Here is a 26004-nt window from a genome sequence, read left to right as displayed (position 1 = left end):
GTTCAGTAGCAGACCGGCACGGCCCGCCGCTGTTCCCTCGGCTTACTTGAATTTTGGCCCCGAGCGGGTGTTCAGGCCCTTGGCCATGCGGTCGTAGAGCACCACGTTGACCGTCGCCGCCAGGTTCATGCAGCCTTCGGTGGGAATGTAGATGGTGTCCTCGCACCAGTCGCGCACGCTCTGGTCCAGGGAGCCGTCTTCAGGGCCGAAGATGTAGATGGCGCGGTCCGGGTGGGTGTACTCGGGCAACGGCCGCGCGCCTTCCACCAGTTCCACCGCCACCGGCGTGCAGCCCAGGGGGATGATCTTCTGCAGGTCGTCGATGCCGATCAGCGGAATGTCGTAGTGGATGCGCTTGGTGTCGGTGACGAAATCCCGTGCGCGCTCATAGCGCTTGCCGGTGTAGAACACCGAATTGACGCCATAGCAGCCGGCGGCTCGCATCACCGAGCCGACGTTTTCAGGGGATTTGGGGTTGAACAGACCGATGCAGCTGTAACGCTTGTTGGCCACGCCGGGTCAATCCTTCTTCAGCATCCCGGCCAGGGCCGCGAAGGGGTTGTGGGTGGCCTTGGCAATGGTCGGGGTGCTCAGGGAGCCGTCGCCGAAGTACTGCTGGTCGGTGTAGCGGGCGTGTTCGTTGTCGTGGCAGTACAGGCACAGCAGTTCCCAGTTGGAACCGTCCTGGGGGTTGTTGTCGTGGTTGTGGTCACGGTGGTGCACGGTCAGTTCGCTCAGGCGCTTGCCGGCAAACTCGCGGGCGCAACGGCCGCACACGTGCGGGTACATCTTCAGGGCCTTGTCGCGGTAGCCGCTTTCGCGCTCGCGCTGGGCGTCGGCCAGGATGCGGTCGAGCTTGGCGGTATGGGGCGTGGACGAACTCATGGGTTCACCTCAGGAAATAATGACGGTCAGCCCGCATTCTACCGCGAAAACCAGTCCCGCGTAGCCGCTGCCGTAGGCTGCGCTGGCCGGTGTGAGCCCTGAAGATCTTCAGTGAACCACCGGGCCAGCGCAGCCTGGCGGCAGCGGCTACGGCGCTTCAGCCCTTCAGCTTTTCGCAGATCCAGATGGTGTGGCGGGTGCCCTTGTTGCCGTGGGCGAACACCTGCACCTCTTCGGCCTTGAAGCCGGCCTTGCGCAGGCGCTCGCTGAACTGGCGGTCGGCGCTGGCCGACCACACCGCCAGGATGCCCTTGGGCCGCAGCGCCTTGGCGCAGGCGGCCAGGCCGCCAATGGAGTAGAGCCAGGAATTGGCCTTCTGGGTCAGCCCCTCAGGGCCGTTGTCGACGTCGAGCATGATCGCGTCGAAGCCCTGGGGCTCGGCCTGCAGCACCTTGGCCACGTCTTCCTGGACAATAGTGGTGCGTGGGTCCAGCACCGGCATGCCGGCCTTTTCGCCCAGCGGGCCATGGTTCCACTCCACCACGCCGGGCACCAGTTCGGCCACCACCACCTCGGCAGTCTTGCCCAGGTGCTTGAGCGCCGAGGCCAGGGTGAAGCCCATGCCCAGGCCGCCGATCAGCACCCGCGAGTTCGGCCGCCCGGCCACCTTGCGGCAGGGGATCTCGGCCAGGGCGTCTTCGGAACCGTGCATGCGTGTGTTCATCAATTGGCCGCCGTCGCCGCCCTGGATCTTGATGACGAAATCCTCGCCGTACTCGAACAGGCACAGGGCGCCGCCGTTGTCAGGGATCGGCGTGGTGTCCAGCAGTACAAAACGTTTCATGGGGATCTCGCAGGGGGAGGGGACAGCGGGCGCGCCAGGGAGTAGCCTTGGCGGCATGACAAGCCACAGGCAGGGCGCCATCGATGAAGTCGCTTATTGTATCGGGCATTGCCGCCCTTGCGCTGGGAATTGGCAGCGCCCAGGCGTTGGAAGACGTGCAAAGCAACGTGCTCACCCCCAGCAGCGGTGCCCCGGGCACGCCCACGCCCACCCCTTACCCGCAGGTCAGCACGCCGATCACGCCCAAGGCCGGTGGCGGCAACGGCACCGCGCCGTTGCTGCCGCCGATCGAGCTGCCGGGCCCGCCCAAGGACGCGCCGTTGCCAACGATGGAATCGCCGAACAAGCCGCCGTCGCCATAACTCCGGGCCCATCACCTGCGTAGCCGCTGCCGCCAGGCTGCGCTGGCCCTGTGCCTCGCTGGAGATTCCCAGGGTTCACACCGGCCAGCGCAGCCTGCGGCAGCGGCTACGTAGCCAAGCGTGTCAAGGGTTCTGCGACAACAATTGCCCATCCGCCATGCGCAAGCGCTTGGACATCGCCACCGCCAGGGCCCGAATGATCTTGGCGGCGACTTTCGGCGAGTCGTTGAGCATCTTCTCCAGCGAGTCCTTGCCCAGGTTCAGCAGCACGCAGTCGCTGGCCGCCACGCAGGTGGCCGAGCGGCGCTCGCCGTCGAGCACCGCCATCTCGCCGAAGGCGCCCTTGCGCAAGGTGGCCACGGGCACCGGCCGGTCGCCGTTGCCGGTCTTCTGCACCGTCACCAGGCCGCGGTGAATGATGCACATGAAGGTGCCGGCGTCGCCCTCGTGGAAAATCTCCTCGCCCTGCTGGATGCTGGTGATGATGAAATAGCCTGCCGCGGCGGCACAGTCGGCCGGCAGCAGGGTATTGAACAGCCCGCAGTCCATCAGCATGTCGCGGATTTCGTTATTCAGGTAGGTCGGATCTGGCATGGCATCACGGTCTTGTTATACGCACGGTTCCTGCCTCCCAGTGTAGGCGGCAGGAACCGGCTGGCATGTGAAAGATGTCACTCAGACATCAGGGCAAGGCAAAGTTCCCGTTCAGGCCAGGCCCAGCACCTTGAACACGAACCCGTATTCCAGCGCCACGTCACGCAGGCCCTGGTAGCGGCCGCTCATGCCGCCGTGGCCGGCGCCCAGCTCGGTCTTGAGCAGCAGCAGGTTGTCGTCGGTGCGGGTAGCCCGCAGGCGTGCTACCCACTTGGCCGCTTCCCAGTACTGCACGCGGCTGTCGTTGTAGCCGGCCACCACCAGGGTGGCGGGGTAGGTCTGGGCGCTGACGTTCTCGTAGGGCGCGTAGCCCTTGATGCGCGCGTACACCTCCGGTTCTTCTGGGTTGCCCCATTCGTCGTACTCGGTGACGGTCAGCGGCAGGTCGGGGTCGAGCATGGTGTTGAGCACGTCGACGAACGGCACCTCGGCGATGGCCGCCTTGAACAGCTCCGGGCGCTGGTTCAGCACCGCGCCAATCAACAGGCCGCCGGCGCTGCCGCCGCTGATGGCCAGCTGGTTGCTGCTGGTCAGGCCCTGGGCGATCAGGTGCTCGGCGCAGGCGATGAAGTCGCTGAAGGTGTTGCCCTTGTGTTCCTGTTTGCCGGCGCGGTACCAGGCCTCGCCCAGCTCGCCGCCGCCGCGCACGTGGGCGATGGCGAAGGCCACGCCACGGTCCAGCAGGCTCAGGCGCGCGTGGGAGAACCACGGGTCGAGGCTTTCGCCATAGGCGCCGTAGCCGTACAGGTACAACGGCGTGGGCTGGCCCAGGGTGTCACGGCGGGCCACCAGGCTGATGGGAATGCGCGTGCCGTCGCTGGCGGTGGCCCACAGGCGCTGGCTGACGTAGGCATCGGCGTCGAACGGGCCCAGCACCGGGGTCTCCTTCAGCACTTGCTGCTCACCCGTGGCCAGGATCAACTGGCGCACCTGGGCCGGGCGGTTCAGCGCCTCGTAGCGCAGGCGGATGCGCGCGCTGACGAACTCCAGGCTGTCGGACACGTGCAGGCTGTAGGCCGCGTCCGGCAACTGCACGCGATAGCTCGCCAGGCCCTGTGGGTGCACCTCGATGATCGGCAGGCCGCCCTCGCGCAGGCTCAGGGTGAAAGCGTGGGCGTTGAGGGTCACGCCCTCGAGCATCACGTCGTCGCGGTGGCCGATCAGCGGCTGCCAGCGCTCGCGGGTCGGCACCTGGCCGTCGTCCGGGGCCTGCAGCAGGGCGAAGTTGATGCCGTCCTGGTTGCTGCGGATGAACCAGGTCCACTGGCCGTCGAGCTGGCCGTGGTCGGGGTAGTACTCGTGGTCTTCCACCCGTGGCGCCAGGCACTGGAAGGCCTGTTCGGGGTGGTTGGCGTCCAGCACCCAGGCTTCGCTGGTGGTCTTGCTGTTCAGCAGCAGGATCAGCTGGCGCTCGGAGCTGGCGCGGTAGCAGTGCAGGAAGAACCGGCCGTCGGTTTCCTCGAACACCAGCTCGCAGGCGTCGCTGCCCAGGCGGTGCCGGTACAGTTTGTGCGGGCGATGGGTGTCGTCCAGCTCGCCGAAGAACAGGGTCTGGCTGTCATTGGCCCAGGTCATGCTGCCGTCGCAGTCGTCGAAGGGCAGTTCGCTGACGCTACCGTTGGTCAGGTCCTTCACGTACAGGCGGTAGATCTCGTCGCCGCTGGTATCCAGGCTGTAGGCCAGCAGGCGGTGGTCAGGGCTGACGCTGAACGCGCCCAGGGACAGGAAGCCGCCGGCCGCCAGGGCGTTGGGGTCCAGCAGCAGTTCTTCGCGGCTTTCATCCACGGTGGGGCTGTCGTCGGCCGGGCGCGGGCAGCGGTAATGCCGGGCGTATTCGTCGCCGGCGGTGGTGCGGGTGTAGTACAGGTACGGGCCCCAGGGCGAGGCCAGGGACAGGTCGGTCTCGCGGATGCGGCCCTTTATTTCCTCGAACAGCTGTTCGCGCAGCTCGGCCTGGTCGGCCAGTTGTGCTTCCTGGTAGGCGTTTTCGGCCTTCAGGTAATCCAGTACCTCGTCGCTGTCGCGTTCCTGCAGCCAGGCGTACGGGTCGGCGCCGTCGGCCTTGCGGGCGATCGGGGCGCGTGGGGCGGTGGCTGATGGGGGCATGGGCGGCTCACTTTGCAGTAGGTTTTGGCGGCGCCCGGCGGGCCTTTTGGCATGGGGGGCGCCTGCACGGCGAAAAGTCGTTATCATAAGCGCCTATTTGCCTGCCTTGCCACGGACACCATGACCGAGAACGACTATTTCCTCGCCTGGGGTATCTACGCCTTCGCCGCCTTCGGTTGCCTGATGGTATGGCTGCGCCTGACCACCTGGATCTGGCGCTGGCTGCGCCAGCCACTGCGCATCGTGATGGCAGTGCTGCTGTTCACCCCCACCATCGTCGACCCCGGCAAGGGCATGTTCGCCCCGGCCGTGGCCATGACGGCCCTGGACATCCTGTTCAAGGACGCCGGGCACGCGCTGCCGGCCATGTCCGACCTGGCCATGTACAGCCTGATCGCCCTGGTGCTGTACGTGATCTACGCCCTGATCCGCTGGCCCATCGAGCGCAGCAGCCGCGCGCGCCGCGCTGAACAGGCGGCCCGCGACGAAGCGCTGGCCAAGGCCGACGCCCAGCGCCGCGACGAGCCGGACGAGCCGTTCGGTGCCGGCGACCGCTATGGCCGCACGCCGCCAACCCCGACGCCACCGAGCCCGGCCGGGCGCATGCGGGTCGAGCCGCGCCTGTAAGCCATCAAGAGAGCCGCCATGTGTGAATTGCTGGGCATGAGTGCCAACGTGCCGACCGATATTGTCTTCAGCTTCACCGGGCTGATGCAGCGCGGCGGCCGCACCGGCCCGCACCGCGACGGCTGGGGCATTGCCTTCTACGAGGGCCGTGGCCTGCGGCTGTTCCAGGACCCGGCCGCCAGCAGCGAATCGCAGGTGGCCGAACTGGTGCAGCGCTACCCGATCAAGAGCGAGGTGGTGATCGGCCACATTCGCCAGGCCAACGTCGGCAAGGTCTGCCTGTCCAACACCCACCCGTTCGTGCGCGAGCTGTGGGGGCGAAACTGGTGCTTCGCCCACAACGGCCAGCTGGCCGATTTCAACCCGGCGGCCACCTTCTACCGGCCGGTGGGCGACACCGACAGCGAAGCGGCCTTCTGCGACCTGCTGAACCGCGTGCGCGAAGCCTTCCCGGAGCCGGTAGAGGTCGAGCAGTTGCTGCCCACCCTGGTCGAGGCCTGCGCCCACTACCGCTCCAAGGGCGTGTTCAACGGCCTGCTCAGCGACGGCGACTGGCTGTTCTGCTTCTGTTCGACGAAACTTGCCCATATCACCCGGCGTGCGCCGTTCGGCCCGGCCCGGCTCAAGGACGTGGACGTGACCGTCGATTTCCAGGCCGAGACCACCCCCAACGACGTGGTGTCGGTGATTACCACCGAACCGTTGACCGATAACGAAACCTGGAACCGCTACGAGCCTGGCCAATGGGCGCTTTGGCGCCGCGGCGAGTGCGTGCTCCAGGGCACCACCGACTAGGAAGCCACACATGCTGCGAAGTTACCTGCGACTGGTGCTGTTCGCCGTCGGATTGCTGCTGGGCGTGCAAGTGCCCGGGTTGATCAACGATTACGCCCACCGCGTGGAAGCCCACCTGATGGAGGCGCAGCAGAGCCTGCGCGGCTTCCAGGACACTGCCGACAAGTTCTTCAACGGTGACCTGCAGGCGCTGATCGCCCACTACCGCGAAAGCACCGACCCGGTGTTCCAGAGCGACAGCCAGAGCCTGGGCACGCTGATCAACCGCCACCAGGCGCTGGACAGCGAATGGATGGCCCTGCAGGGCCCCTGGTGGACCCGCGACTGGCACGTGCTGACCGCCGCCGACCCGCAGATCAGCCAGGAAACCCTCAACGGCTACACCTACCAGGTGCTGCTGGTGCCTGAAGCCATCGGCTGGGGCGTGGGCGTGGCCTTCGTGCTGGCGCTGGTGCTGGAATGCCTGATCATGCTGCCGGCCTGGACCCTGTACGGCGTGCGCAAGTACAAGGGCGAAGTGCCCGAGCACTGGCGCTAGGCCGGACGCGCAGTTCCCGTAGCAGCGGCCGCAGGCCGCGTCATGGGCACCGCGGTTTTGCGGGTGGCCTCGGACGCAGCCTTCGGCAGCTGCTACGCGGTTCCTGTAGCGGCTGCCGCAAAGGTTATTTGGACAGGAAACGCATCCCTTCTTCCAACCCGCGCAGCGTCAGCGGGTACATCTGGTCCTCGATCAACTCGCGCACGATGTTGGTCGACGCCGTATAACCCCAGGTGTCCTTCGGATACGGGTTGATCCAGATCAGCTTCTTGTACTTCTCCATGAAGCGCTGCATCCACACATACCCGGCTTCCTCGTTCCAGTGCTCGACGCTGCCACCCGGCTGGGTGATTTCGTACGGCGCCATGGCCGCGTCGCCGACGAAGATCACCTTCCAGTCCGGGCCGTACTTGTGCAGCAGGTCCTGGGTGGCGGTGCGTTCCGAGGTGCGGCGCATGTTGTTCTTCCACACCGACTCGTAGACGAAGTTGTGGAAGTAGAAGTACTCCAGGTGCTTGAACTCGGTCTTGCAGGCTGAGAACAGCTCCTCGCAGATCTTCACGTGGGCGTCCATGGAGCCGCCGATGTCGAACAGCAACAGCAGCTTCACGGTGTTGCGCCGCTCGGGGCGCATCTGGATGTTCAACAGGCCGGCGTCGCGGGCGGTGTGGTCGATGGTGCCGTCGATGTCCAGCTCCTCGGCGGCGCCCTGGCGGGCGAACTTGCGCAGGCGGCGCAGGGCCACCTTGATGTTGCGCGTGCCCAGCTCCACCTGGTCGTCGAGGTTCTTGTACTCGCGCTGGTCCCACACCTTCACGGCCTTGCCCTGGCGCTTGCCGGCGTCGCCGACGCGGATGCCCTCGGGGTTGAAACCGCCGGAGCCGAACGGGCTGGTGCCGCCGGTGCCGATCCACTTGTTGCCGCCGGCATGGCGTTCCTTCTGTTCTTCCAGGCGCTTCTTGAACTCTTCGATCAGCTTGTCGAGGCCGCCCAGGGACTGGATCTGCGCGCGCTCCTCGTCGGTAAGGCTGCGTTCGAATTCCTTGCGCAGCCATTCCTCGGGAATCAGCGCCTGCAGGTGGTCGTCGAGCTTTTCCAGGCCGTTGAAGTAGGCGGCGAAGGCGCGGTCGAACTTGTCGAAATGGCGCTCGTCCTTCACCAGGATGGCCCGTGACAGGTAATAGAACTCGTCCATGTCGGCGAAGGTCACCCGCGCCTGCAAGGCATTGATCAGGTCCAGCAGTTCACGCACCGAGACCGGCACCTTGGCGGCGCGCATCTCGTTGAACAGGTTGAGCAGCATGGCAGGCCCCTCAGCGGTTGCCGCGTCGGCTCATGAACGCCAGGCGCTCGAGCAGTTGCACGTCCTGCTCGTTCTTCACCAGGGCGCCGGCCAGCGGCGGGATGGCCTTGGTGGGGTCGCGCTCGCGCAGCACCGCTTCGCCGATGTTGTCGGCCATCAGCAGCTTCAGCCAATCCACCAGCTCGGAAGTGGAGGGCTTCTTTTTCAGGCCTGGCACCTTGCGCACGTCGAAGAACACGTCCAGGGCTTCGCTCACCAGCTCTTTCTTGATGTCGGGGTAGTGCACGTCGACGATCTTCTGCAGGGTGGTGCGGTCGGGGAAGGCGATGTAATGGAAGAAACAGCGGCGCAGGAAGGCGTCCGGCAGCTCTTTCTCGTTGTTGGAGGTAATGATGATGATCGGGCGCTGCTTGGCCTTGATGGTCTCGTCGATTTCGTAGACGTAGAACTCCATCTTGTCGAGTTCCTGCAACAGGTCGTTGGGGAACTCGATGTCGGCCTTGTCGATCTCGTCGATCAGCAGGATCACCCGCTCCTCGGACTCGAAGGCCTCCCACAGCTTGCCTTTCTTCAGGTAATTGCGCACGTCGTGCACCTTGTCCACGCCCAGCTGCGAGTCGCGCAGGCGGCTCACTGCATCGTACTCGTACAAGCCCTGGTGGGCCTTGGTGGTGGACTTGATGTGCCAGGTGATCAGGCGCGCACCGAAGGATTCGGCCAGTTGCTCGGCGAGCATGGTCTTGCCGGTGCCCGGCTCACCCTTCACCAGCAGCGGGCGCTGCAGGGTGATGGCCGCGTTCACCGCCAGTTTCAGGTCGTCTGTGGCGACGTATGCCGCGGTGCCTTCGAACTTCATGTGTGCCTGTCCTCTATGCCGAGAGTTTGTTATGGCTGCGACTATAACGCGCGGCCCGGTCGAATGTGAACGCAGCACCACTATTCAGTCGCTGAATGAACACGCCAGGGGCAATCAGCCGCCTTCTTTCGGCGGTGCCTGCTCGTATCTGGCGTTGAACGCCTGCACGAAGCCGTTGCGCAAGATCTCCCAGAAGGCTTCCAGGGCGCTGATGTCCTGGCGGTGCACGCTGCCGCTGAGGTCGACGCGGGTGGCGAACTGGTTTTTCTGCTGGTTCTTGAGCAGGGTCTGGGTGCCGCCGACGATGGCTTCCCACACCGAGCGGAAGAAACTCTTGTTCTTGTTTTCCACGTCCTGCTGCCAGTTGAACACTTCGACGTTGTGCAGCAGGGGCTTGATGTAGCCGGTCAGCTGGCCTTTTTTCGCCGTGGCTTCGATGACCACGTCGCCGGTGCCGGCGTTGAAGTCGAACTTGCCGTAGGCGCTGCTGAAGTCGTTGACCTTGCGCAGTTCGATGCCGGTGGTGCGCAGGCGGAACTGGAAGTCCTCGAAATTGCTGAACGGGTCGAAGGTGGCGGTGGTTTCCAGCGGTGCCTGGCCGAACAGCTGGGCGTGGCCTTCGAAGCGGGCGTTGCGCTTGCCCTGTTTGTCGGCGACGTTGGTGAGGTTGAAGATGCTGGCGTTGACCTGGTCGGCGGACAGTTTTACCGGCGGCTTGGAGCTGAAGTTGCGGAAGGTGATGGTGCCGTTGTCGATGCGCACTTCGTCGAGGGTGATGGGCAGCAGCTTGTTCATCTGCGCGCGCCAGTCGGTGCCGGCACCGGTCTGCGAGGCCTGCTTGTTGGCGCCGCCGTCGACGAAGTTGAGCTCGGGGTCGACGAACTCCACCTTGGCCACCACGGCATGGTCGTACCACAGCGACGACCAGCTCACCGACAGGTCGATCAGTGGCGTAGTCAGCAGCGGCACCGGCACCTTGCCGTCGACCTTGACGATCTCCAGGCCATTGATCTTGTAGGCACCGCGCCACAGCGCCAGGTCGACGTCGGCCACGTGGCCGCGGTAGGCGCCCATGTCGGCCAGCTTGTCGTTGAGGTAATTGCGCACCACGTAGGGCAGGGCGACGTGCACCACGATCAGCAACAGCACAATGACTGCCACCGTCCACAAGGGCCAGCTGTAGCGACGTTTCATGATGCGCATGTCCGGGACCGTATACAGGCATTGACCTGCGGCCACCGCATCCGTTCGCACTGGACTCGCCAGGCCCCCGGGCTTACCCTTGAATTTTTACGCTGGTGCATAAGGACCTCCTGCCATGAGCCGCATTTTCGCTGACAACGCGCATTCCATCGGCAACACGCCGCTGGTGCAGATCAACCGCATCGCCCCGCGCGGCGTGACCGTGCTGGCCAAGATCGAAGGCCGCAACCCCGGTTATTCGGTCAAGTGCCGCATCGGTGCCAACATGATCTGGGACGCTGAAAGCAGCGGCAAGCTCAAGCCAGGCATGACCATCATCGAGCCCACCTCGGGCAACACCGGCATCGGCCTGGCGTTCGTCGCTGCCGCCCGTGGCTACAAGTTGGTGCTGACCATGCCGGCCTCCATGAGCATCGAGCGCCGCAAGGTGCTCAAGGCCCTGGGTGCCGAGCTGCTGCTGACCGAGCCGGCCAAGGGCATGAAGGGCGCCATCGAGAAGGCCGAGGAGCTGGCCAAGGCCAACCCCGACACCTATTTCATGCCGCAGCAGTTCAGCAACCCGGCCAACCCGGCCATTCACGAGAAGACCACCGGCCCGGAAATCTGGAACGACACCGACGGCGCCGTGGACGTGCTGGTGGCGGGCGTGGGCACCGGCGGCACCATCACCGGTATTTCCCGCTACATCAAGCACACCCAGGGCAAGTCGATTCTTTCAGTGGCGGTGGAGCCCATCGGCTCGCCGGTGATCACCCAGGCCATCGCCGGTGAAGAGATCAAGCCCAGCCCGCACAAGATCCAGGGCATCGGCGCCGGTTTCGTGCCGAAGAACCTCGACCTGTCGCTGGTGGACCGCGTGGAGCTGGTCAGCGACGACGAGGCCAAGGCCATGGCCCTGCGCCTGATGCAGGAAGAAGGCATTCTGTGCGGCATTTCCTGTGGCGCCGCCATGGCCGCTGCCGTGCGCCTGGCCGAGAAGCCGGAAATGCAGGGCAAGACTATCGTCGTGATCCTGCCGGACTCGGGCGAGCGCTACCTGTCGAGCATGCTGTTCGCCGACCTGTTCACCGAGGCCGAGAACCAGCAGTAAGCTGAAAATTGTGGGAGCTGGCTTGCCAGCGAGCTTTTGAAAGCCCCAAAAGCTCGCTGGCAAGCCAGCTCCCACAAGGATAATCGCGCTCGTTGATCTGCCTCAACGCCCGTCCTTGCGCGCCACGCAATAATGAATCTCGTCCGGAGCGGCTGTTTAGCTGGCCTCCCAGGGTTTATCATGGCGGACTGCCCATTCAAGGAGTTGTTGCATGACCCTTTCACTCACCGTCAAGCTTGCGGTGCTGATGCTGTTCGTCTGCAGCATCCTTTACGTGCACTTGCGCGGCAAGGCGCGCCTGCCGGTGTTGCGCCAGTTCGTCAACCACTCCGCCTTCTTCGCGCCGTACAACGCGCTGATGTACCTGTTCTCTGCCGTGCCGTCCAAGCCTTACCTGGACCGCAGCAAGTTCCCCGAGCTGGACCTGCTGAAGGACAACTGGGAAACCATCCGCGAAGAAGCCATGCACCTGTTCGACGAGGGCTACATTCGCGCCGCCGAGAAGAACAACGACGCCGGCTTCGGTTCGTTCTTCAAGAAAGGCTGGAAGCGTTTCTACCTCAAATGGTACGACCAGCCGCTGCCATCGGCCGTGGCCCTGTGCCCCAAGACCGTCGAGCTGGTCAGCCGCATTCCCAACGTCAAGGGCGCGATGTTCGCGCTGCTGCCCGGCGGCAGCCACCTGAACCCGCACCGCGACCCGTTCGCCGGCTCCCTGCGCTACCACCTGGGCCTGTCGACGCCGAATTCCGACGCCTGCCGCATCTTCGTCGATGGCCAGGAATACGCCTGGCGCGACGGTGAGGACGTGATGTTCGACGAGACCTACGTGCACTGGGTCAAGAACGAGACCGACTTCACCCGCGTGATCCTGTTCTGCGACATCGAGCGCCCGCTCAGCAGCCGCCTGATGGGCCGCATCAACCGCAGCGTCAGCGCCTTCCTGGGCCGCGCCACGGCACCGCAGAACGTCGATGAAGAACGCGTGGGCGGCATCAACCAGGCCTACGCCTGGAGCAAGCGCTTCAGCGACGGCATCGCCGGCAAGGTGAAGAAGTTCAAGCGCGCCAACCCCAAGGCCTACCGCGTCATGCGCCCGGTGCTGGCGGTGGTGGTGCTGACTGCCCTGGGCTACTGGCTGTTCGGCTAAGCCCCGTGCCCCGGCCGCTCGGCCGGGGCCCTGCTGCCTTATTGACCCAGCACGGCGGCGCCGGCGCGGGCAATTTGCGCGTCAAACTCCGACTTCACCCCTGACACGCCAATGGCGCCGATCACCTGGCCGTCGTGGACGATCGGCACCGCGCCTTCCAGGCAGGTCATGATGTCCACCGACAGGAACGAGTTGCGGCCGTTGTTCACCAGCTCTTCGTAATACTTTGACTCGCGGCCGCTGATGGCCGAGGTGCGGGCCTTCTCGGGGGCCAGGTAGGCGGTGCTGGAGGCGGCGCCGTCCAGGCGCTCCAAGGCCAGCAGGTGGCCGCCGTCATCGACGATGGCGATGGTCACGGCCCAGTGGTTCTGCAGCGCTTCGGCGCGGGCGGCGGCCATGATTCGGGTGGTTTCGGTGTGGCCCAGTACGGCTTTGGTGCGCATCGATCAGTCCTTTTATTGGGTGGGGCAACTGCCGTTATCTTCACACGCGGCGGGATGCTTTGTCCCATCAATGGCGACTTATCAGAACGGCGCCGATGGCCTAGGCTAGAGCCATTGCCTTCAAGGACCACGTTGATGACCACTCGCACCTTCGGTGACCTGCAACACGACCCGGTTTCGCACCTCCACTACCGTCTCAGCCCGGCCAGCGGCCCGGTGCGCGGGCGCCTGTTGCTGCTGCACGGGGTGGGCAGCAACGAGCGCGGCATGGTGGCGCTGGGCGAGCACATGCCCGGCGACTTTGAAGTGCTGGCGGTGCAGGGGCCGCTGGCGATCGGCCCGCAGCAGTTTGCCTGGTTCAACGTGCAGTTCGGCGAGCAGGGCCCGGTGATCAACGCCGAGCAGGCCGAAGCCAGCCGCCGCCAGCTGCTGGCGCAGGCGCTGCCGCCGCTGCCCACGGTGATCGCCGGTTTCAGCCAGGGCGGCATCATGAGCGCCAGCAGCGGCCTCACCGCGCCAGCGCTGTTCAAGGGCTTCGGCCTGCTCAGCGGCCGCATCCTCCCGGAGATCGCCGTGCGGTTGGCCGGTCCGCTGGAGCTGTCGGCGTTGAAGGCGTTCGTCGCCCACGGCATTCACGACAACAAGCTGCCGGTCAGCTGGGCCGAGCGCGCCGACCAGTTCCTCAACGAACTGGGGGTGCGCCACGAGCTCAAGCTGTACCCCATCGGCCATGAGCTGAGCGGCGCAGTGGTAGCGGATTTCGTCGAGTGGTTGAACGCACTGATTCCAGCGTAACCCGCGACGCTACCCGTAGCAGCTGCCGAAGGCCGCGTCCGCTGGCAACGCGATCCAACCCTTGCTATAGTCGGCCTTCACTTGCAAACGAGCACCCCATGGCCACCTCCTGCTTCCCCACCGGCAAACCTCGCACAGCTCACGCTGTCGGCGTGCCGCGCGTGGACCAGCAGCCCGCCATGCTCGGTCAATATCCCCCTCCTGTCGTTCAGACGCCCGTGTGTGCAGTCGTTGCACCCCCTCCAGGCGTTGTTCCTGCGGTCTGACCCGCACATCAAAACACTGAACCCGGCTGTTTAGCCGTGCTGGCCTTGATTGGCCCGAATGACAGGTGCATACATGTTTGCCTTTTCGAAAGACTCCGTGGCCTCGGCGGCCTCGACCATCCTGTTCGTCCTGCTGTGGAGCAGTGGCGCCATTTTCTCCAAATGGGGCCTGGCCCACGCCTCGGCGTTCGCCTTCCTGCTGTGCCGTTTCGCCATCGCTCTGGTGGCGCTGGTGCTGCTGATACCGGTGCTCAAGCTGCGCCTGCCCGGCACTCGGCAAGGCGTGCTGTACGCCATCGCCACCGGCCTGGTGCTGCTGGGCGCCTACCAGATCTTCTACATCCTGGCCTTGAGCCTGAAGGTCACCCCCGGGGTGATGGCCACGGTGATGGGTGTGCAGCCGATCCTCACCGCCGTGCTGGTGGAGCGTCGCCATTCCTTCACCCGGCTGTTCGGCCTGTGCCTGGGGCTGGCAGGGCTGGTGCTGGTGGTGTTCCAGAGCATCGGCATCGCCGGCATGTCCATGGCCGGCATGGCCTTCGCGCTGCTGGCCATGCTCAGCATGACCCTGGGCTCGATCATGCAGAAGCGCATCAGCACCGACCCGCTGGGCACGTTGCCGGTGCAGTACGCGGCGGGCATGCTGCTGTGTGCGCTGTTCGTGCCCAGCCAGCCGTTCCACATCGAGCACAGCCTGTCGTTCTACGTGCCGGTGCTGTACATGGGGCTGGTGGTGTCGGTGCTGGCGACCTTGCTGCTGTACCGTTTGATTGCCCGCGGCAACCTGGTGAACGTCACCAGCCTGTTCTACCTGGTGCCGGCGGTGACGGCGGTGATGGACTGGCTGATCTTCGGCAACCGCCTGGCGCTGCTGAGCGTGGCGGGCATGGGCCTGATCGTGCTGGGGCTGGTGTTCGTGTTCCGCAAGGCCTAGGGCCTCAGCGCTTGCGCTTGAGGGTCTCGCTGGGCAGTTCGTCGAACAGCGCCCGGTAGCTGCTGGAGAAGCGCCCCAGGTGCCAGAACGACCAGTGCATCGCCACCTCGGCCACCGTGGTGGCGCTGCCCTGGGCCTTCAGCAGTTCGCGGTGTGCGTTGTTCAGCCGCTTCAAGCGCAGCCACTGCGCCGGCGCCATGCCGGTGTAGGCCTTGAACGCCTGCTGCAGCTGGCGCAGCGACACTTCGGCGACGCTGGCCAGCTCTACCAGGTTCAAGGTCTCGTCCGGCACATCGGCTGCCCATTCGAACACCCGCTTCATGATCCGCCGTTCCGCAGCGCGGCGTTGCAGCGCGCTGCCGTCCAGGCCCACCGAGGCGTGGTCGAGGATGAACAGGCAGTCGTCCAGCAGCTGCGCGGTCAGCGCCTCGCGGTCGGGGGCGTGCTCGGCCTGGGCCAGGCGGGTGAGGGTGCTGCTCAGCCAGCGAGTGAACAGCGCGTTCTGGCCGCAGCTCAGCGGCGCCATGAACAGCCCGGCCAGGCGCGCGCTGTCCAGGCCGTGCTCACGGACGAACTGCGGGCCGAACACCACGGCCACCTCGCGGTAGTTCTCCGGGGTGATCCAGATGTTGCGGCTCTCGCCGTTGAGCAAATACAGCGACTGCTCGCTCAGGTCGAAGCAGAACGCCAGCGAGCCCTTGGGCGCACTGAAATGCTGCTCCACGCGGGTGTTCATGCCTTCTTCGTAAATTTCCACGCCCTGCAGGTCGAGGTAGCGGATGCGGCCGCGGAAATGCCCGGGCGACATCTGCTGGTAGTCCTGCACCCAGCCGGGGGTGACCTGGATCTGCTCGGCAAAGCTGCCGGTGTCGAAGGCCTGGACGTTAAGCGAAAAAGGCTCTTTCATGCGATGACCTTGGCGCACCATAATGGTGCATTTCGGCGTGCGTAAAATGGATAGATGGTTATAAGCCGCTTGCGCAAGATATAAGGGAACGCGCCCAAGGGGAAGAGACACCCCAAGCCTCATTCCGGTGAGGGAAAAAACATACAATACCGGCGCTCACATCATCCACGACGAGGTCTTTATGAATGCCCCCTTCGACCAACTGTCCAGTTGGCTGAAAGATCACAAGATTACCGAGGTTGAATGTGTGGTCAGCGACCTGACCGGCATCGCCCGCGGCAAGATAGCACCCACCAACAAATTCCTGCACGAGCGCGGCATGCGCCTGCCGGAAAGCGTGCTGTTGCAAACGGTAACCGGGGATTTTGTCGACGACGACATCTACTACGACCTGCTGGACCCGGCGGACATCGACATGATCTGCCGCCCCGACCCTTCGTCGATCTACGTGATCCCGTGGGCCATCGAGCCTACGGCCATCGTCATCCACGACACCTTCGACAAGCAGGGCAACCCGGTCGAGCTGTCGCCGCGCAACGTCTTGAAGAAAGTCCTCAAGCTGTACGCCGACAAGGGCTGGCAGCCTATCGTGGCGCCCGAGATGGAGTTCTACCTGACCCAGCGCTGCGAAGACCCGGACCTGCCCCTGCGCGCGCCGCTGGGCCGCTCGGGCCGCGCCGAAAGCGGCCGGCAGTCGTTCTCCATCGACGCCGCCAACGAATTCGACCCGCTGTTCGAGGACGTCTACGACTGGTGTGAAGCCCAGGGCCTGGACCTGGACACGCTGATCCACGAAGACGGCCCGGCGCAGATGGAAATCAACTTCCGCCACGGCGACGCCCTGGACCTGGCCGACCAGATCACCATCTTCAAGCGCACCATGCGCGAGGCGGCGCTCAAGCACAACGTCACCGCCACCTTCATGGCCAAGCCGGTGGGTGACGAGCCGGGCAGCGCCATGCACCTGCACCAGAGCGTGGTCGACATCGCCACCGGCAAGCCGATCTTCGTCAACGAAGACGGCAGCAAGAGCCAGCTGTTCCTCCACCACATCGGCGGCCTGCAGAAGTACATTCCCAAGCTGCTGCCGATGTTCGCGCCCAACGTCAACTCGTTCCGCCGCTTCCTGCCGGACACCTCGGCACCGGTGAACGTGGAGTGGGGCGAAGAGAACCGCACCGTGGGCCTGCGCGTGCCGGACGCCAGCCCCGAAGCCATGCGCGTGGAAAACCGCCTGCCGGGCGCCGATGCCAACCCTTACCTGGCCATCGCCGCCAGCCTGCTGTGCGGCTACCTGGGCATGGTCGAGCACATCGAGCCGAGCGCGCCGGTGGAAGGCCGCGCCTACGAGCGCCGCAACCTGCGCCTGCCGATCACCATCGAGGACGCCTTGGCGCATATGGAAGAGTGCGACACCGTGATCAAGTACCTGGGCGAGAAGTTCGTCCGCGGCTACGTGGCGGTGAAACGTGCCGAGCATGAAAACTTCAAGCGGGTCATCAGCTCCTGGGAGCGTGAATTCCTGCTGCTGAGCGTGTAAGCAAAAAAACCATTAGAAAAGTACCAACGGAGTGAGTCGAATGCGTTTACTGAAATCCATGTTACCCGCGGCGCTGGCGCTGCTGTGCGCCACCGGCGCCCATGCCGAAGGCTCTGTCAGCGTCTACAACTGGACCGACTACATTGGTGAAACGACCCTGGCGGACTTCACCGCCAAGACCGGCATCAAGGTGGTGTACGACGTATTCGACTCCAACGAGACCCTGGAGGGCAAGTTGCTGGCCGGCCACACCGGCTACGACGTGGTGGTGCCCTCCAACCATTTCCTGGGGCGCCAGGTAAAGGCCGGGGCGTTCCTGAAACTGGACCGCTCGCAGCTGCCGAACTGGAAAAACCTGGACCCCAAACTGATGGCCCTGCTGGAAAAGAATGACCCGGGCAACGAGCACTCGGTGCCGTACCTGTGGGGCACCAACGGCATTGGCTACAACGTGGACAAGGTGAAGCAGGTGCTGGGCGTCGACCACATCGACTCCTGGGCCGTGCTGTTCGAGCCCGAGAACATGAAGAAGCTCGCCAAGTGCGGCGTGTCGATGATGGACTCGGCTGACGAAGTGATGCCCGCCGTGCTCAACTACATGGGCATGGACCCGCGCAGCAACAAGCCGGAGGACTACGCCAAGGTCAAGGCCAAGCTCAAGACCGTGCGCCCGTACGTGACCTACTTCCACTCGTCCAAGTACGTCTCGGACCTGGCCAACGGCAATATCTGCGTGGCCTTCGGCTACTCGGGTGACGTGTTCCAGGCCGCCAACCGCGCCAAGGAAGCCAAGAATGGCATCCACATCGCCTACTCGATTCCCAAGGAAGGCGCCAACCTGTGGTTCGACCTGCTGGCCATCCCCGCCGACGCCGCCGACGTGAAAGAGGCCCATGCCTTCATCAACAACCTGCTCGACCCGCAGGTGATCGCCAAGGTCAGCGCCACCGTGGGCTACGCCAACCCCAACGTGGAGGCCAAGCAGTACATGGATCCCGAGCTGCTGAGCAATCCTGAGGTCTACCCGCCCCAGGAAGTGCTGGACAAGCTGTACATTTCCACCGCCCCGACGCCGGCCATCATGCGCTTGATGACCCGCGACTGGACCGACATCAAGTCAAACCGCTGACAGCGAGAAGTGTGATGGTGATGCATTCAGAACATGCCCGTTCCTACTACGCGGCAACCGCCGGCCAGATGCCTGACTACCCCTGCCTGGGGGAGGACCTGGTCGCCGATGTGTGCGTGATAGGCGGTGGCTTCACCGGCGTCAACACGGCCCTTGAACTGGCCGCGCGTGGCTTGTCGGTGGTGCTGCTGGAAGGGCGGCGAATCGGCTGGGGCGCCAGTGGCCGCAACGGCGGGCAACTGATCCGTGGCATCGGCCACGCGGTGGACGGTTTCGCCCGCTACGTGGGCAACGACGGCGTGCGCTACCTGGAGCAGGCCGGCATCGAGTCGGTGGCGGTGGTGCGCGAGCGCATCGAGGCCAACAACATCGACTGCGACCTGCGCTGGGGCTTCTGCGAACTGGCGAACACCCCGGCGCAGTTCGCCGCGTTCGCCGAGGAACAGCGCTGGCTGGGGGACATCGGCTACAGCCATGCAACCCGCATCGTCGGCCCGGGGCAGATGAGCGAAGTGGTGGCCAGCGACCAGTACGCCGGCGGCTTCATCGACATGGGCTCGGGGCACCTGCACCCGCTGCGCCTGGTGCTGGCCGAGGCGCGGCTGGCCCAGGCCCAGGGCGTGCGCATCTTCGAGCACAGCCCGGCGCTGGAGATCATCCACGGCAGCACCGTGCAGGTGCGCTGCGCCGGCGGCACGGTACGCGCCGGCCACCTGGTGCTGGGTTGCAACGCCCACCTGGATGACCTTGAGCCACGCCTGAGCGGCAAGGTGCTGCCCGCCGGCAGCTACATCATCACCACCGAACCGTTGAGCCGCGAGGTGGCGCAGAGCCTGATCCCGCTGGACCTGGCGCTGTGCGACCAGAAAGTGGGCCTGGACTACTACCGCCTCACGGCTGACCGCCGCCTGCTGTTCGGCGGCGCCTGTCACTATTCGGGCAAGGACCCGGCGGACATCGGCGCCTACATGCGGCCGAAGATGCTCAAGGTGTTCCCGCAACTGGCCAACGTGAAACTGGACTACCAGTGGGGCGGCATGATCGGCATCACCGCCAACCGCTTCCCCCAGGTAGGCCGGCTCAACCAGCACCCCAACGTGTACTACGCCCAGGGCTACAGCGGGCATGGGGTGAACGTTACCCACTGGACGGCGAAACTGCTGGCCGAGGCCATCCAGGCCGGCCACAGCCACGGCTTCGACGTGTTCAGCAAGGTGCCGCACATGACCTTCCCGGGCGGCAAGGCCCTGCGCTCGCCGCTGCTGGCGCTGGGCATGGCGTGGTACCGCCTCAAGGAAATGCTGGGCTGACACCCATCCCCGTAGCAGCGGCCGCAGGCCGCGTCCAGAAGCACCGCGTAATCCCTTATGGGGGGCGGTGTTGCGGGACGCGGCCTACGGCCGCTGCTACGGGGATTTGGTGGGTTTCAGGACGAAATACAACGCCAAGCCAATCAACACCCCGCCATACAGGTGCGCCCACGACAGCGGCTCGCCCAGCAGCAACGCCCCCCACAACACGCCGAACGCCGGGATCATGAAGGTCACGGTGCTGGACTTCACCGGGCCGATGTCGGTCAGCAAACGGAAGTACAGGATGTAGGCAAACGCCGTGCACACCAGGCCCAACCCCAGCAGCGACCCCCATACCTCCCAGCCGCCCCAGCTGGCCGGCGGGGCGATGGCCACGCTGGCGGCGCACAGCGGCGTCAGCAGCAGGGTAGCGCCGAGCATGCTGCCCAGGGCCGACAGGCGCGGGTCCAGGCCGCCTTGCTGGTCCAGCCAGCGCCGGGCCAGGAAACCGGCAAAACCGTAGCAGGTGGTGGCCAGCAGGCAGGCCACGGCGCCCAGGGCCAGTTGCAGGTCGAAGGCCACGGGGCCGGCACGGGTGAGGATGCCGACGCCAAACAGCCCGGCGAACACCCCCAGCAGCTTGAGCGGGGTCAGGCGCTCATGGAAGAACAGGCCGCCAATCAACACGCCCATCAGCGGCGTGGTGGCGTTGAAAATCGCCGAATAGCCGGCCGGCAGCACCTGGGCAGCCACCGAGTACAGGGTGGCAGGCATGCCGGAGTTGATCATGCCCAGCAGCAGGCAGGTCTTGAGCTTGCCTTGGAAATCCCATTTCACCCGCATCAGGCCCAGAATCACCAGCAGGCCGGTGGCGGCGATGGCGACGCGGAAGAAGGCGGTGGGGAACGCGCCCAGCACCGGGGCGATGACGCGCATGAACAGGAAGCTGGCACCCCAGACGGCGGCAAGCAGCAACATGTTCATGAGGGAGGCAGGTTTCAAGGGGATCTCCAGATCCGGTGGGCAGGGCGGCAAGTCTCCTAGAGCACGCCTGCGTTGGCAACCACCCTCGTAGCCGCTGCCGAAGGCTGCGCTGGCCCTGTGCCCCGCTGCAGATCGCCAGTGTACACACCGGCCAGCGCAGCCTTCGGCAGCGGCTACAAACAATGGTTGCTACGCTTGGGGTTCGCCCCCTTCGCAGAGGCTTCACCCATGGCGCAACAATGGCCGGCCGCCGAGATCGCCCGCACCATCCTCGACGGCTTCGACGACTACCGCGAACACTTCCGGCTGATCACCGACGGCGCCCGCGCGCGGTTCGAGCAGGCCCATTGGCAGGACATCCAGCAGGCGTCGGCGGCGCGCATCAACCTGTATGAAGAAAAGGTGGCGCAGACCGTGGGCGCCCTGCGCGAGGGCTTCGAACACCCGGTGCTGATGGACGTCAGCCTGTGGCCCTTGGTGAAAAGCGCCTATATCCGCCTGATTGACCTGCGTTTCGACGATGAACTGGCCGAGACCTGGTACAACTCGATCTTCTGCGGCCTGTTCAGCCATGACCTGATCACCGACGGCTGCATGTTCATCCACACCACGCGCCCCAGCCTGCGCGGCGAGCGCGCACCGCAGACGCGCACCTACAAGCCCAACGGCCAACTGGGCAATATGCTCGCCCAGGTGTTCCGCGACTACCGTTTCGAGGTGCCCTACGCCGACCTAGAGGGCGATATCCAGCGCCTGCCGGGTCATTTGCGCGAGCACCTGCCCGACTGGGTGTGCAAGGACAGCGAGTTGTGCCTGGAGCTGTTTTCCTCGGTGCTGTACCGCAACAAGGGCGCCTACCTGGTGGGCCGCCTGTATACCCACGACGAGCAGTGGCCGGTGGCGATTGCGTTCCTGCACCGCGAAGGGCAGGGCGTGCGCGTGGACGCGCTGATCACCGACGAGGCCGAGGTGTCGATCATCTTCTCCTTCACCCGCTCGTACTTCATGGTGGACGTGCCGGTGCCGGCCGAGTTCGTCGGCTTTCTCAAGCGCATCCTGCCGGGCAAGCACATCGCCGAGCTGTACACCTCCATCGGCTTCTACAAACACGGCAAGTCGGAATTCTACCGCGCACTGATCCGTCACCTGGCCAAGACCGACGACCGTTTTATCATGGCCCCCGGCGTGCGCGGCATGGTCATGTCGGTGTTCACCCTGCCGGGCTTCAACACGGTGTTCAAGATCATCAAGGACCGCTTCTCGCCCTCGAAGAACGTCGACCGCAACACGGTCATCGAGAAATACCGACTGGTGAAAAGCGTCGATCGCGTGGGGCGCATGGCCGACACCCAGGAGTTCGCCGATTTTCGCTTCCCCCAGAGCAAGTTCGACCCCGAGTGCCTGGCCGAGCTGCTGGAGGTGGCGCCATCCACCGTGCAGTTGGAGGGCGACACCGTGCTGATCCGCCACTGCTGGACCGAACGGCGCATGACGCCCCTGAACCTGTACCTGGAAAGCGCCAACGAGCCCCAGGTGCGCGAGGCCCTGGAAGACTACGGCCTGGCCATCAAGCAACTGGCAGCGGCGAACATCTTCCCCGGCGATATGCTGCTGAAGAACTTCGGCGTCACCCGTCACGGCCGCGTGGTGTTCTACGACTACGACGAAATCAGCTACCTCACCGAGGTGAACTTCCGCTACATCCCGCCGCCGCGTTTTCCCGAGGACGAGATGTCCTCCGAGCCGTGGTATTCCATCGGCCCTCACGACGTGTTTCCGGAGGAGTTTCCGCCGTTCCTGTTCGCCGATGCGGGCCAGCGCAAGCTGTTCAGCCAGTTGCACGGTGAACTGTACGACGCCGATTACTGGAAAGGCCTGCAGGGCGCGATCATGGACGGCAAGGTGATCGACGTGTTCCCTTACCGCCGCCAGCAGCGGGATAACGAATAAACGTCTTCGGTGTGGGAGCTGGCTTGCCAGCGAGTTTTTTGAGGCGCCAACAGCTCGCTGGCAAGCCAGCTCCCACAAGGTCTAGAACAGCGAGCGCTGGGCCTGCAGTACCAGGGTGCCGTCGCACCAGCTGTTCTGGCCCGAGTAGGCCTCGCAGCTGGCGCCGCCCAGGCTGGAGCCGCTGTAGATGAGGTTCAAGTCCACGCCCATGAACGCCCGCGACAGCTGCACCGACCAGTCGCTGAAGCCGCGCACTTCGCTGCCGTCGCCGATGGTGTAGGGCGTGTCGAGCTGGTGGTCGCCGACCTTCACGCGCACGCCGAAGTCCAACAGCGGCACGTGGCCGAAGTCGGCGAACAGGGTGCTGTCGTGGCGCCCAGGGTCATCGCTGAAGGCCGCGCCGAAACGGGTGCTGAGCACGGTCAGGCCGGCGTACACCTCGTGGCTGTCGTTGGTGGCAAGGTCGGGGAAGGTGTAGTGAATCACGCCCACCTCGTAGCCCAGGCTTTGGGTGAAGGAGCTCTTGAAGCCGGTGTAGGTGTCGATTTCCATGCTGGTGGACGCGGTCAGGCCCATGCTCGGCGACCACTGGCCGAAATACCAGCCGCTGTCGCTGCTCAGGTCCACGCCGCCGTGCACGGTGTCGGAGGTCGCGGGTTTGACCAGGCCCTGGGCCATGCTGCGCGCCGGGTTGGTGCCGATCTGCAGGCTGTAGTCGCCCAGGTCACGCTGCAACTGCACCGGTTGCGCGCTCGCACATTGGGCCGCCAGCAACGTGGCTGCAAAAAGTAGGCTGGGCTTGAGCATCATGCTCCTCCCGGGCTGGAAGGCTTGATCTAGAGGGGTGAAGCATACCGGGCAACGAAGCTGGTTTGATACCGTTCGTCGGGTTTACCTGCGCCGATGGGCAGAAAGGCTACGCGGGGAGGTGAAGCGGAGGCGGTGGGCCAGGCAGCCCACGAGCCTCAGGGGTATTACTTCTTGCCCAGGCTGATGTGGCGCGACGGCGTGAAAGTCTGGCCGCTGACGCCCTTGGCGATCTGCTGGATTTCACCACCGGACTTGAGGAAGGCGGCGATCTGGTCGTTGATCGATTCGCTGGTTTCCACGGCCGGAGCGGGCTTGGCTTTGCTGTTGGAGGCTTTAACACGCATGGCTGCCATTCACCTGTGCAATTTTCAATACGGCCGGCGATTATACCGCAAGGGGGCTTTAATTGTTGGGCTAATATTGGCCTGGAAATAGCTTAATAGTAATTTGTCAATCGTTCGTTTTATTTTAATTTGTCGGCCCTAAGCGTTTGTTTTAAATGGAAAGTTTGCATTGAAACGGCCGTCGGGCACAGGCCTTGGCCAGGCCAGGCGACCAATGGCCTGACGAACGGGGCGCCAAGCCCTTGAAAATCAAGGCTTGGCGCGCCGGGGCAGCGGCAGCCGGGGATCTGGGGTAGAATGCGCCCACGTAACGAGGGTTTTTTGAAATGGCTTTAGTCGGGCGCTACAACAGTTTGCAAGTGGTTAAACATACGGACTTCGGTTTATATCTGGACGGTGGCGCCGACGGCGAAATACTGCTGCCCAACCGTTATATTCCGAAAGATATTCCCAGTGAAGATGAAGACTGGTTGAATGTGTTCGTGTACCTGGACAGCGAAGACAAGTTGCTGGCCACCACGGAAAAGCCAAAAGTTCAGGTGGGCGAGTTCGCCAGCCTGAAAGTCGTCGAAATCAACAGCATCGGCGTATTCCTGGACTGGGGCCTGCCCAAGGACCTGCTGCTGCCGTATTCGGAAGAGAAGCGCGAGCTCAAGCAGGGTGACTACTGCGTGGTGCATGTCTACCTGGACAAGCGCACCAAGCGCATCACCGCCACCGCGCGCCTGGACCGCTACCTGGACAAGTTGCCCGCCAACTACAGCGTTGGCCAGGAAGTCGACCTGCTGGTGGCCGAGGAAACCGACATGGGTTTCAAGGCCATCATCAACAACAAGCACTGGGGCCTGATTCACAAGAACGAAGTGTTCAAGTTCCTGCGTTCGGGCAAGCAGGAAAAAGGCTTCATCAAGGAACTGCGCAGCGATGGCAAGATTGCCCTCAGCCTGCAACCGGTGGGTGAGCAACTGACCAGCAGCCTGCACAGCCAGATCCTCGGCAAGTTGCGCGACAACAATGGCGTGCTGCCGGTCAGCGACAAGAGCGACCCGGCCGTGATCAGCGGCCTGTTCGGCGTGAGCAAGGGCAACTTCAAGAAGGCCATCGGTGCCCTCTACAAGGAAGGCAAGCTGGTGATTCATGCCGACCGCATCGAATTGACCTGAAGCCCTTGAGCTAGACACCCGGCGTGAACTTTTCGCGCCGGGCCTGGGCCTACACTGTACGAACCCCTTTCGAGGCAGTGTACCGATGAAAAAAGCCCTGATCGCCTACGTCAGCACCCTTCTGGTCATCCTTGTACTCGACGCCCTGTGGCTGGGCGTGCTCATGAGTCCTACCTACAAACAAATGCTCGGCTCGCTGATGCGCGACAAGCCCTTGCTCGGGCCGGCGGCAGCCTTTTACCTGCTGTATGCGCTGGGCGTGGTGGTGCTGGCGGTGTGGCCGGGGGTGAACGCGGGCAGCGTCTGGCGCGGCCTGGGGGTAGGGGCGATGCTCGGGCTGGTGGCCTACGGCACCTACGACCTGACCAACTGGGCCACGCTGGTGGGCTGGCCGCCGTTGCTGGTGTTCATCGATATCTTCTGGGGCATCGTGGTGTCGGCGCTGGCGGCGGCCGTTGGGGTGTGGGCAACCAGCAAATGGGCGTGAGGCTGGACGCGGCCTGGCGGCCGCTGCTACACGTCCCGTAGCAGCGGCCGCCAGGCCGCGTCAGCGATTTCAGCCCTGCAGGAACTGCGCGAAGCTCACACCGGTGCCGGTGGGGCGCACGTCTTTCAGGAACGAATCCTTGTCGGCGCTCAGCTCCAGGCTCACTGTCGACTTGCGCTTGCCGGCGTTACGCACGGTCAGGCCTTCCATGCGCTCGCGGAAGAACGCGGTGGGCACCTTCAGGTGCAGCAGCTGGTCGGTGGCCGGGGTGTGCATGAGCATGTGAATCCACTCATATTGGCCAACCGCCAGGCGACCCACCGGAATGTCGAACCAGAAGATGTTGCGACGGGCGTCGTGCAGGGTGAAATGGCAGTTGTTGACACCAAGCACCGCGCCGCCGAGTTCTTTGTTGCGGCGCGCGATGGCCAGGGGTTTGTCGAGTTTCATAGAAGTCCTACGCAAATGAAGCGTCAGCGCCGTGGCTGAATACGCGGTGCATTCTCGGGGTAAAACGCGCAAACATAAAGGCAAACCTGACGCCCTG

The 26004-nt window shown here is 64.5% G+C and carries 28 protein-coding genes; 14 read left to right on the top strand and 14 right to left on the bottom strand.

Going from position 1 to position 26004, the window contains the following annotated elements; genetic code table 11:
* Nucleotides 1-42: 42 nt before the first annotated feature.
* From AC0J42_RS24795 to AC0J42_RS24785, 3 genes are all read right to left on the bottom strand, one after another.
* A complete protein-coding gene (locus AC0J42_RS24795; RefSeq protein ID WP_027977079.1) occupies nt 43-513 on the bottom strand; it encodes an RNA methyltransferase in 471 nt (156 codons plus the stop codon).
* A gap of 6 nt (nt 514-519) precedes the next feature.
* On the bottom strand, nt 520-885 hold the full coding sequence (locus AC0J42_RS24790; RefSeq protein WP_473004300.1) for a YajD family HNH nuclease: 366 nt from the start codon (nt 883-885) through the stop codon (nt 520-522).
* A gap of 157 nt (nt 886-1042) precedes the next feature.
* On the bottom strand, nt 1043-1729 hold the full coding sequence (locus AC0J42_RS24785; RefSeq protein ID WP_473004299.1) for a spermidine synthase: 687 nt from the start codon (nt 1727-1729) through the stop codon (nt 1043-1045).
* Between the two features lie 83 nt (nt 1730-1812).
* Between AC0J42_RS24785 and AC0J42_RS24780 the strand changes: the two genes are divergently transcribed.
* The gene (locus AC0J42_RS24780; RefSeq protein ID WP_416426523.1) at nt 1813-2091 is read left to right on the top strand and encodes a hypothetical protein; all 279 of its coding nucleotides are present in this window, start codon (nt 1813-1815) and stop codon (nt 2089-2091) included.
* Nucleotides 2092-2214: 123 nt separating this feature from the next.
* On the opposite strand, the gene AC0J42_RS24775 is transcribed toward AC0J42_RS24780, so the two are convergent.
* Nucleotides 2215-2685: a cyclic nucleotide-binding domain-containing protein gene (locus AC0J42_RS24775; RefSeq protein WP_416426521.1), complete on the bottom strand. Its 471-nt coding sequence runs from the start codon at nt 2683-2685 to the stop codon at nt 2215-2217.
* A 111-nt stretch (nt 2686-2796) separates the two neighbouring features.
* A complete protein-coding gene (locus AC0J42_RS24770; protein ID WP_473004298.1) occupies nt 2797-4851 on the bottom strand; it encodes a S9 family peptidase in 2055 nt (684 codons plus the stop codon).
* A 120-nt stretch (nt 4852-4971) separates the two neighbouring features.
* Here AC0J42_RS24770 and AC0J42_RS24765 point away from each other — a divergent pair, with 120 nt between their 5' ends.
* The 3 genes from AC0J42_RS24765 to AC0J42_RS24755 are packed head-to-tail and all read left to right on the top strand — an operon-like array spanning nt 4972 to nt 6811.
* Nucleotides 4972-5478 (top strand): MFS transporter, encoded by a 507-nt coding sequence (locus AC0J42_RS24765; protein WP_473004297.1) that lies wholly within the window; start codon nt 4972-4974, stop codon nt 5476-5478.
* 18 nt (nt 5479-5496) lie between these two features.
* Nucleotides 5497-6273, top strand: a complete 777-nt coding sequence (locus tag AC0J42_RS24760; RefSeq protein WP_416426516.1) for a class II glutamine amidotransferase — start codon at nt 5497-5499, stop codon at nt 6271-6273.
* A 10-nt stretch (nt 6274-6283) separates the two neighbouring features.
* Nucleotides 6284-6811, top strand: coding sequence for a DUF2937 family protein (locus AC0J42_RS24755; protein ID WP_416426515.1), 528 nt, complete (start codon nt 6284-6286; stop codon nt 6809-6811).
* A 124-nt stretch (nt 6812-6935) separates the two neighbouring features.
* On the opposite strand, the gene AC0J42_RS24750 is transcribed toward AC0J42_RS24755, so the two are convergent.
* The 3 genes from AC0J42_RS24750 to AC0J42_RS24740 form a co-directional block, all read right to left on the bottom strand.
* Nucleotides 6936-8114: a vWA domain-containing protein gene (locus AC0J42_RS24750; RefSeq protein ID WP_416426514.1), complete on the bottom strand. Its 1179-nt coding sequence runs from the start codon at nt 8112-8114 to the stop codon at nt 6936-6938.
* A 10-nt stretch (nt 8115-8124) separates the two neighbouring features.
* Nucleotides 8125-8970 carry an AAA family ATPase gene (locus tag AC0J42_RS24745; protein ID WP_027977089.1) on the bottom strand — a complete coding sequence of 282 codons (846 nt, stop codon included), beginning with the start codon at nt 8968-8970 and terminating at the stop codon, nt 8125-8127.
* Nucleotides 8971-9084: 114 nt separating this feature from the next.
* Nucleotides 9085-10164: a DUF748 domain-containing protein gene (locus AC0J42_RS24740; protein ID WP_473004296.1), complete on the bottom strand. Its 1080-nt coding sequence runs from the start codon at nt 10162-10164 to the stop codon at nt 9085-9087.
* Nucleotides 10165-10288: 124 nt separating this feature from the next.
* On the opposite strand from AC0J42_RS24740, the gene cysK reads away from it, so the two are divergent.
* Nucleotides 10289-11263, top strand: a complete 975-nt coding sequence (cysK, locus tag AC0J42_RS24735; protein WP_416426510.1) for a cysteine synthase A — start codon at nt 10289-10291, stop codon at nt 11261-11263.
* Nucleotides 11264-11474: 211 nt separating this feature from the next.
* Entirely contained in the window at nt 11475-12413 is a 939-nt protein-coding gene (locus tag AC0J42_RS24730; protein ID WP_416426508.1) for an aspartyl/asparaginyl beta-hydroxylase domain-containing protein, read from the top strand.
* A 38-nt stretch (nt 12414-12451) separates the two neighbouring features.
* Here the strand turns inward: AC0J42_RS24730 and AC0J42_RS24725 are convergent, their stop codons facing one another.
* Nucleotides 12452-12856: a heme-binding protein gene (locus AC0J42_RS24725; RefSeq protein ID WP_416426506.1), complete on the bottom strand. Its 405-nt coding sequence runs from the start codon at nt 12854-12856 to the stop codon at nt 12452-12454.
* 135 nt (nt 12857-12991) lie between these two features.
* On the opposite strand from AC0J42_RS24725, the gene AC0J42_RS24720 reads away from it, so the two are divergent.
* Together AC0J42_RS24720 and AC0J42_RS24715 are read left to right on the top strand one after the other, a co-directional pair.
* Complete coding sequence (locus tag AC0J42_RS24720; protein ID WP_473004295.1) at nt 12992-13651, top strand: alpha/beta hydrolase; 660 nt, start codon at nt 12992-12994, stop codon at nt 13649-13651.
* 339 nt (nt 13652-13990) lie between these two features.
* A complete protein-coding gene (locus AC0J42_RS24715; RefSeq protein WP_473004294.1) occupies nt 13991-14851 on the top strand; it encodes a DMT family transporter in 861 nt (286 codons plus the stop codon).
* Nucleotides 14852-14855: 4 nt separating this feature from the next.
* Here the strand turns inward: AC0J42_RS24715 and AC0J42_RS24710 are convergent, their stop codons facing one another.
* On the bottom strand, nt 14856-15758 hold the full coding sequence (locus AC0J42_RS24710; RefSeq protein ID WP_416426502.1) for a helix-turn-helix domain-containing protein: 903 nt from the start codon (nt 15756-15758) through the stop codon (nt 14856-14858).
* A 181-nt stretch (nt 15759-15939) separates the two neighbouring features.
* On the opposite strand from AC0J42_RS24710, the gene AC0J42_RS24705 reads away from it, so the two are divergent.
* The 3 genes from AC0J42_RS24705 to AC0J42_RS24695 are packed head-to-tail and all read left to right on the top strand — an operon-like array spanning nt 15940 to nt 19737.
* On the top strand, nt 15940-17298 hold the full coding sequence (locus tag AC0J42_RS24705; RefSeq protein ID WP_416426500.1) for a glutamine synthetase family protein: 1359 nt from the start codon (nt 15940-15942) through the stop codon (nt 17296-17298).
* Between the two features lie 40 nt (nt 17299-17338).
* Nucleotides 17339-18427, top strand: coding sequence for a polyamine ABC transporter substrate-binding protein (locus tag AC0J42_RS24700; RefSeq protein WP_416426499.1), 1089 nt, complete (start codon nt 17339-17341; stop codon nt 18425-18427).
* Between the two features lie 20 nt (nt 18428-18447).
* Nucleotides 18448-19737 carry an NAD(P)/FAD-dependent oxidoreductase gene (locus AC0J42_RS24695; RefSeq protein ID WP_473004293.1) on the top strand — a complete coding sequence of 430 codons (1290 nt, stop codon included), beginning with the start codon at nt 18448-18450 and terminating at the stop codon, nt 19735-19737.
* A gap of 96 nt (nt 19738-19833) precedes the next feature.
* Here AC0J42_RS24695 and AC0J42_RS24690 read toward each other — a convergent pair whose 3' ends face one another.
* The gene (locus tag AC0J42_RS24690) at nt 19834-20703 is read right to left on the bottom strand and encodes a DMT family transporter (protein WP_473006900.1); all 870 of its coding nucleotides are present in this window, start codon (nt 20701-20703) and stop codon (nt 19834-19836) included.
* Between the two features lie 228 nt (nt 20704-20931).
* On the opposite strand from AC0J42_RS24690, the gene aceK reads away from it, so the two are divergent.
* Nucleotides 20932-22653 carry a bifunctional isocitrate dehydrogenase kinase/phosphatase gene (aceK, locus tag AC0J42_RS24685; protein WP_473004291.1) on the top strand — a complete coding sequence of 574 codons (1722 nt, stop codon included), beginning with the start codon at nt 20932-20934 and terminating at the stop codon, nt 22651-22653.
* Between the two features lie 81 nt (nt 22654-22734).
* Here the strand turns inward: aceK and AC0J42_RS24680 are convergent, their stop codons facing one another.
* Together AC0J42_RS24680 and AC0J42_RS24675 are read right to left on the bottom strand one after the other, a co-directional pair.
* Nucleotides 22735-23460, bottom strand: coding sequence for a TorF family putative porin (locus tag AC0J42_RS24680; protein ID WP_416427458.1), 726 nt, complete (start codon nt 23458-23460; stop codon nt 22735-22737).
* A 167-nt stretch (nt 23461-23627) separates the two neighbouring features.
* Entirely contained in the window at nt 23628-23816 is a 189-nt protein-coding gene (locus AC0J42_RS24675) for a hypothetical protein (RefSeq protein ID WP_027977102.1), read from the bottom strand.
* A gap of 317 nt (nt 23817-24133) precedes the next feature.
* Between AC0J42_RS24675 and AC0J42_RS24670 the strand changes: the two genes are divergently transcribed.
* Both AC0J42_RS24670 and AC0J42_RS24665 read left to right on the top strand, forming a co-directional pair.
* Nucleotides 24134-24970, top strand: coding sequence for a CvfB family protein (locus AC0J42_RS24670; protein WP_416426495.1), 837 nt, complete (start codon nt 24134-24136; stop codon nt 24968-24970).
* A gap of 85 nt (nt 24971-25055) precedes the next feature.
* Nucleotides 25056-25457, top strand: a complete 402-nt coding sequence (locus AC0J42_RS24665) for a DUF2177 family protein (protein WP_416426494.1) — start codon at nt 25056-25058, stop codon at nt 25455-25457.
* 69 nt (nt 25458-25526) lie between these two features.
* On the opposite strand, the gene AC0J42_RS24660 is transcribed toward AC0J42_RS24665, so the two are convergent.
* Nucleotides 25527-25907 carry a hypothetical protein gene (locus AC0J42_RS24660; protein ID WP_416426493.1) on the bottom strand — a complete coding sequence of 127 codons (381 nt, stop codon included), beginning with the start codon at nt 25905-25907 and terminating at the stop codon, nt 25527-25529.
* Nucleotides 25908-26004: the final 97 nt, after the last annotated feature.

It is taken from the genome of Pseudomonas sp. Tav-5-1A, from assembly GCF_055755055.1.
The sequence above is the reverse complement of the archived record's forward strand: the minus strand, read 5'-3'. Positions and strand labels throughout refer to the sequence as shown.

Coding starts and splice junctions, on each gene's coding strand:
- AC0J42_RS24665 (WP_416426494.1), top strand. CDS start 25,056: ATGAAAAAAGCCCTGATCGCCTACGTCAGCACCCTTCTGGTCATCCTT.
- AC0J42_RS24660 (WP_416426493.1), bottom strand. CDS start 25,907: ATGAAACTCGACAAACCCCTGGCCATCGCGCGCCGCAACAAAGAACTC.
- AC0J42_RS24780 (WP_416426523.1), top strand. CDS start 1,813: ATGAAGTCGCTTATTGTATCGGGCATTGCCGCCCTTGCGCTGGGAATT.
- aceK (WP_473004291.1), top strand. CDS start 20,932: ATGGCGCAACAATGGCCGGCCGCCGAGATCGCCCGCACCATCCTCGAC.
- AC0J42_RS24675 (WP_027977102.1), bottom strand. CDS start 23,816: ATGGCAGCCATGCGTGTTAAAGCCTCCAACAGCAAAGCCAAGCCCGCT.
- AC0J42_RS24765 (WP_473004297.1), top strand. CDS start 4,972: ATGACCGAGAACGACTATTTCCTCGCCTGGGGTATCTACGCCTTCGCC.
- AC0J42_RS24690 (WP_473006900.1), bottom strand. CDS start 20,703: ATGAACATGTTGCTGCTTGCCGCCGTCTGGGGTGCCAGCTTCCTGTTC.
- AC0J42_RS24750 (WP_416426514.1), bottom strand. CDS start 8,114: ATGCTGCTCAACCTGTTCAACGAGATGCGCGCCGCCAAGGTGCCGGTC.
- cysK (WP_416426510.1), top strand. CDS start 10,289: ATGAGCCGCATTTTCGCTGACAACGCGCATTCCATCGGCAACACGCCG.
- AC0J42_RS24680 (WP_416427458.1), bottom strand. CDS start 23,460: ATGCTCAAGCCCAGCCTACTTTTTGCAGCCACGTTGCTGGCGGCCCAA.
- AC0J42_RS24725 (WP_416426506.1), bottom strand. CDS start 12,856: ATGCGCACCAAAGCCGTACTGGGCCACACCGAAACCACCCGAATCATG.
- AC0J42_RS24700 (WP_416426499.1), top strand. CDS start 17,339: ATGCGTTTACTGAAATCCATGTTACCCGCGGCGCTGGCGCTGCTGTGC.
- AC0J42_RS24785 (WP_473004299.1), bottom strand. CDS start 1,729: ATGAAACGTTTTGTACTGCTGGACACCACGCCGATCCCTGACAACGGC.
- AC0J42_RS24775 (WP_416426521.1), bottom strand. CDS start 2,685: ATGCCAGATCCGACCTACCTGAATAACGAAATCCGCGACATGCTGATG.
- AC0J42_RS24755 (WP_416426515.1), top strand. CDS start 6,284: ATGCTGCGAAGTTACCTGCGACTGGTGCTGTTCGCCGTCGGATTGCTG.
- AC0J42_RS24715 (WP_473004294.1), top strand. CDS start 13,991: ATGTTTGCCTTTTCGAAAGACTCCGTGGCCTCGGCGGCCTCGACCATC.
- AC0J42_RS24695 (WP_473004293.1), top strand. CDS start 18,448: ATGCATTCAGAACATGCCCGTTCCTACTACGCGGCAACCGCCGGCCAG.
- AC0J42_RS24670 (WP_416426495.1), top strand. CDS start 24,134: ATGGCTTTAGTCGGGCGCTACAACAGTTTGCAAGTGGTTAAACATACG.
- AC0J42_RS24730 (WP_416426508.1), top strand. CDS start 11,475: ATGACCCTTTCACTCACCGTCAAGCTTGCGGTGCTGATGCTGTTCGTC.
- AC0J42_RS24770 (WP_473004298.1), bottom strand. CDS start 4,851: ATGCCCCCATCAGCCACCGCCCCACGCGCCCCGATCGCCCGCAAGGCC.
- AC0J42_RS24745 (WP_027977089.1), bottom strand. CDS start 8,970: ATGAAGTTCGAAGGCACCGCGGCATACGTCGCCACAGACGACCTGAAA.
- AC0J42_RS24740 (WP_473004296.1), bottom strand. CDS start 10,164: ATGAAACGTCGCTACAGCTGGCCCTTGTGGACGGTGGCAGTCATTGTG.
- AC0J42_RS24720 (WP_473004295.1), top strand. CDS start 12,992: ATGACCACTCGCACCTTCGGTGACCTGCAACACGACCCGGTTTCGCAC.
- AC0J42_RS24790 (WP_473004300.1), bottom strand. CDS start 885: ATGAGTTCGTCCACGCCCCATACCGCCAAGCTCGACCGCATCCTGGCC.
- AC0J42_RS24760 (WP_416426516.1), top strand. CDS start 5,497: ATGTGTGAATTGCTGGGCATGAGTGCCAACGTGCCGACCGATATTGTC.
- AC0J42_RS24705 (WP_416426500.1), top strand. CDS start 15,940: ATGAATGCCCCCTTCGACCAACTGTCCAGTTGGCTGAAAGATCACAAG.
- AC0J42_RS24710 (WP_416426502.1), bottom strand. CDS start 15,758: ATGAAAGAGCCTTTTTCGCTTAACGTCCAGGCCTTCGACACCGGCAGC.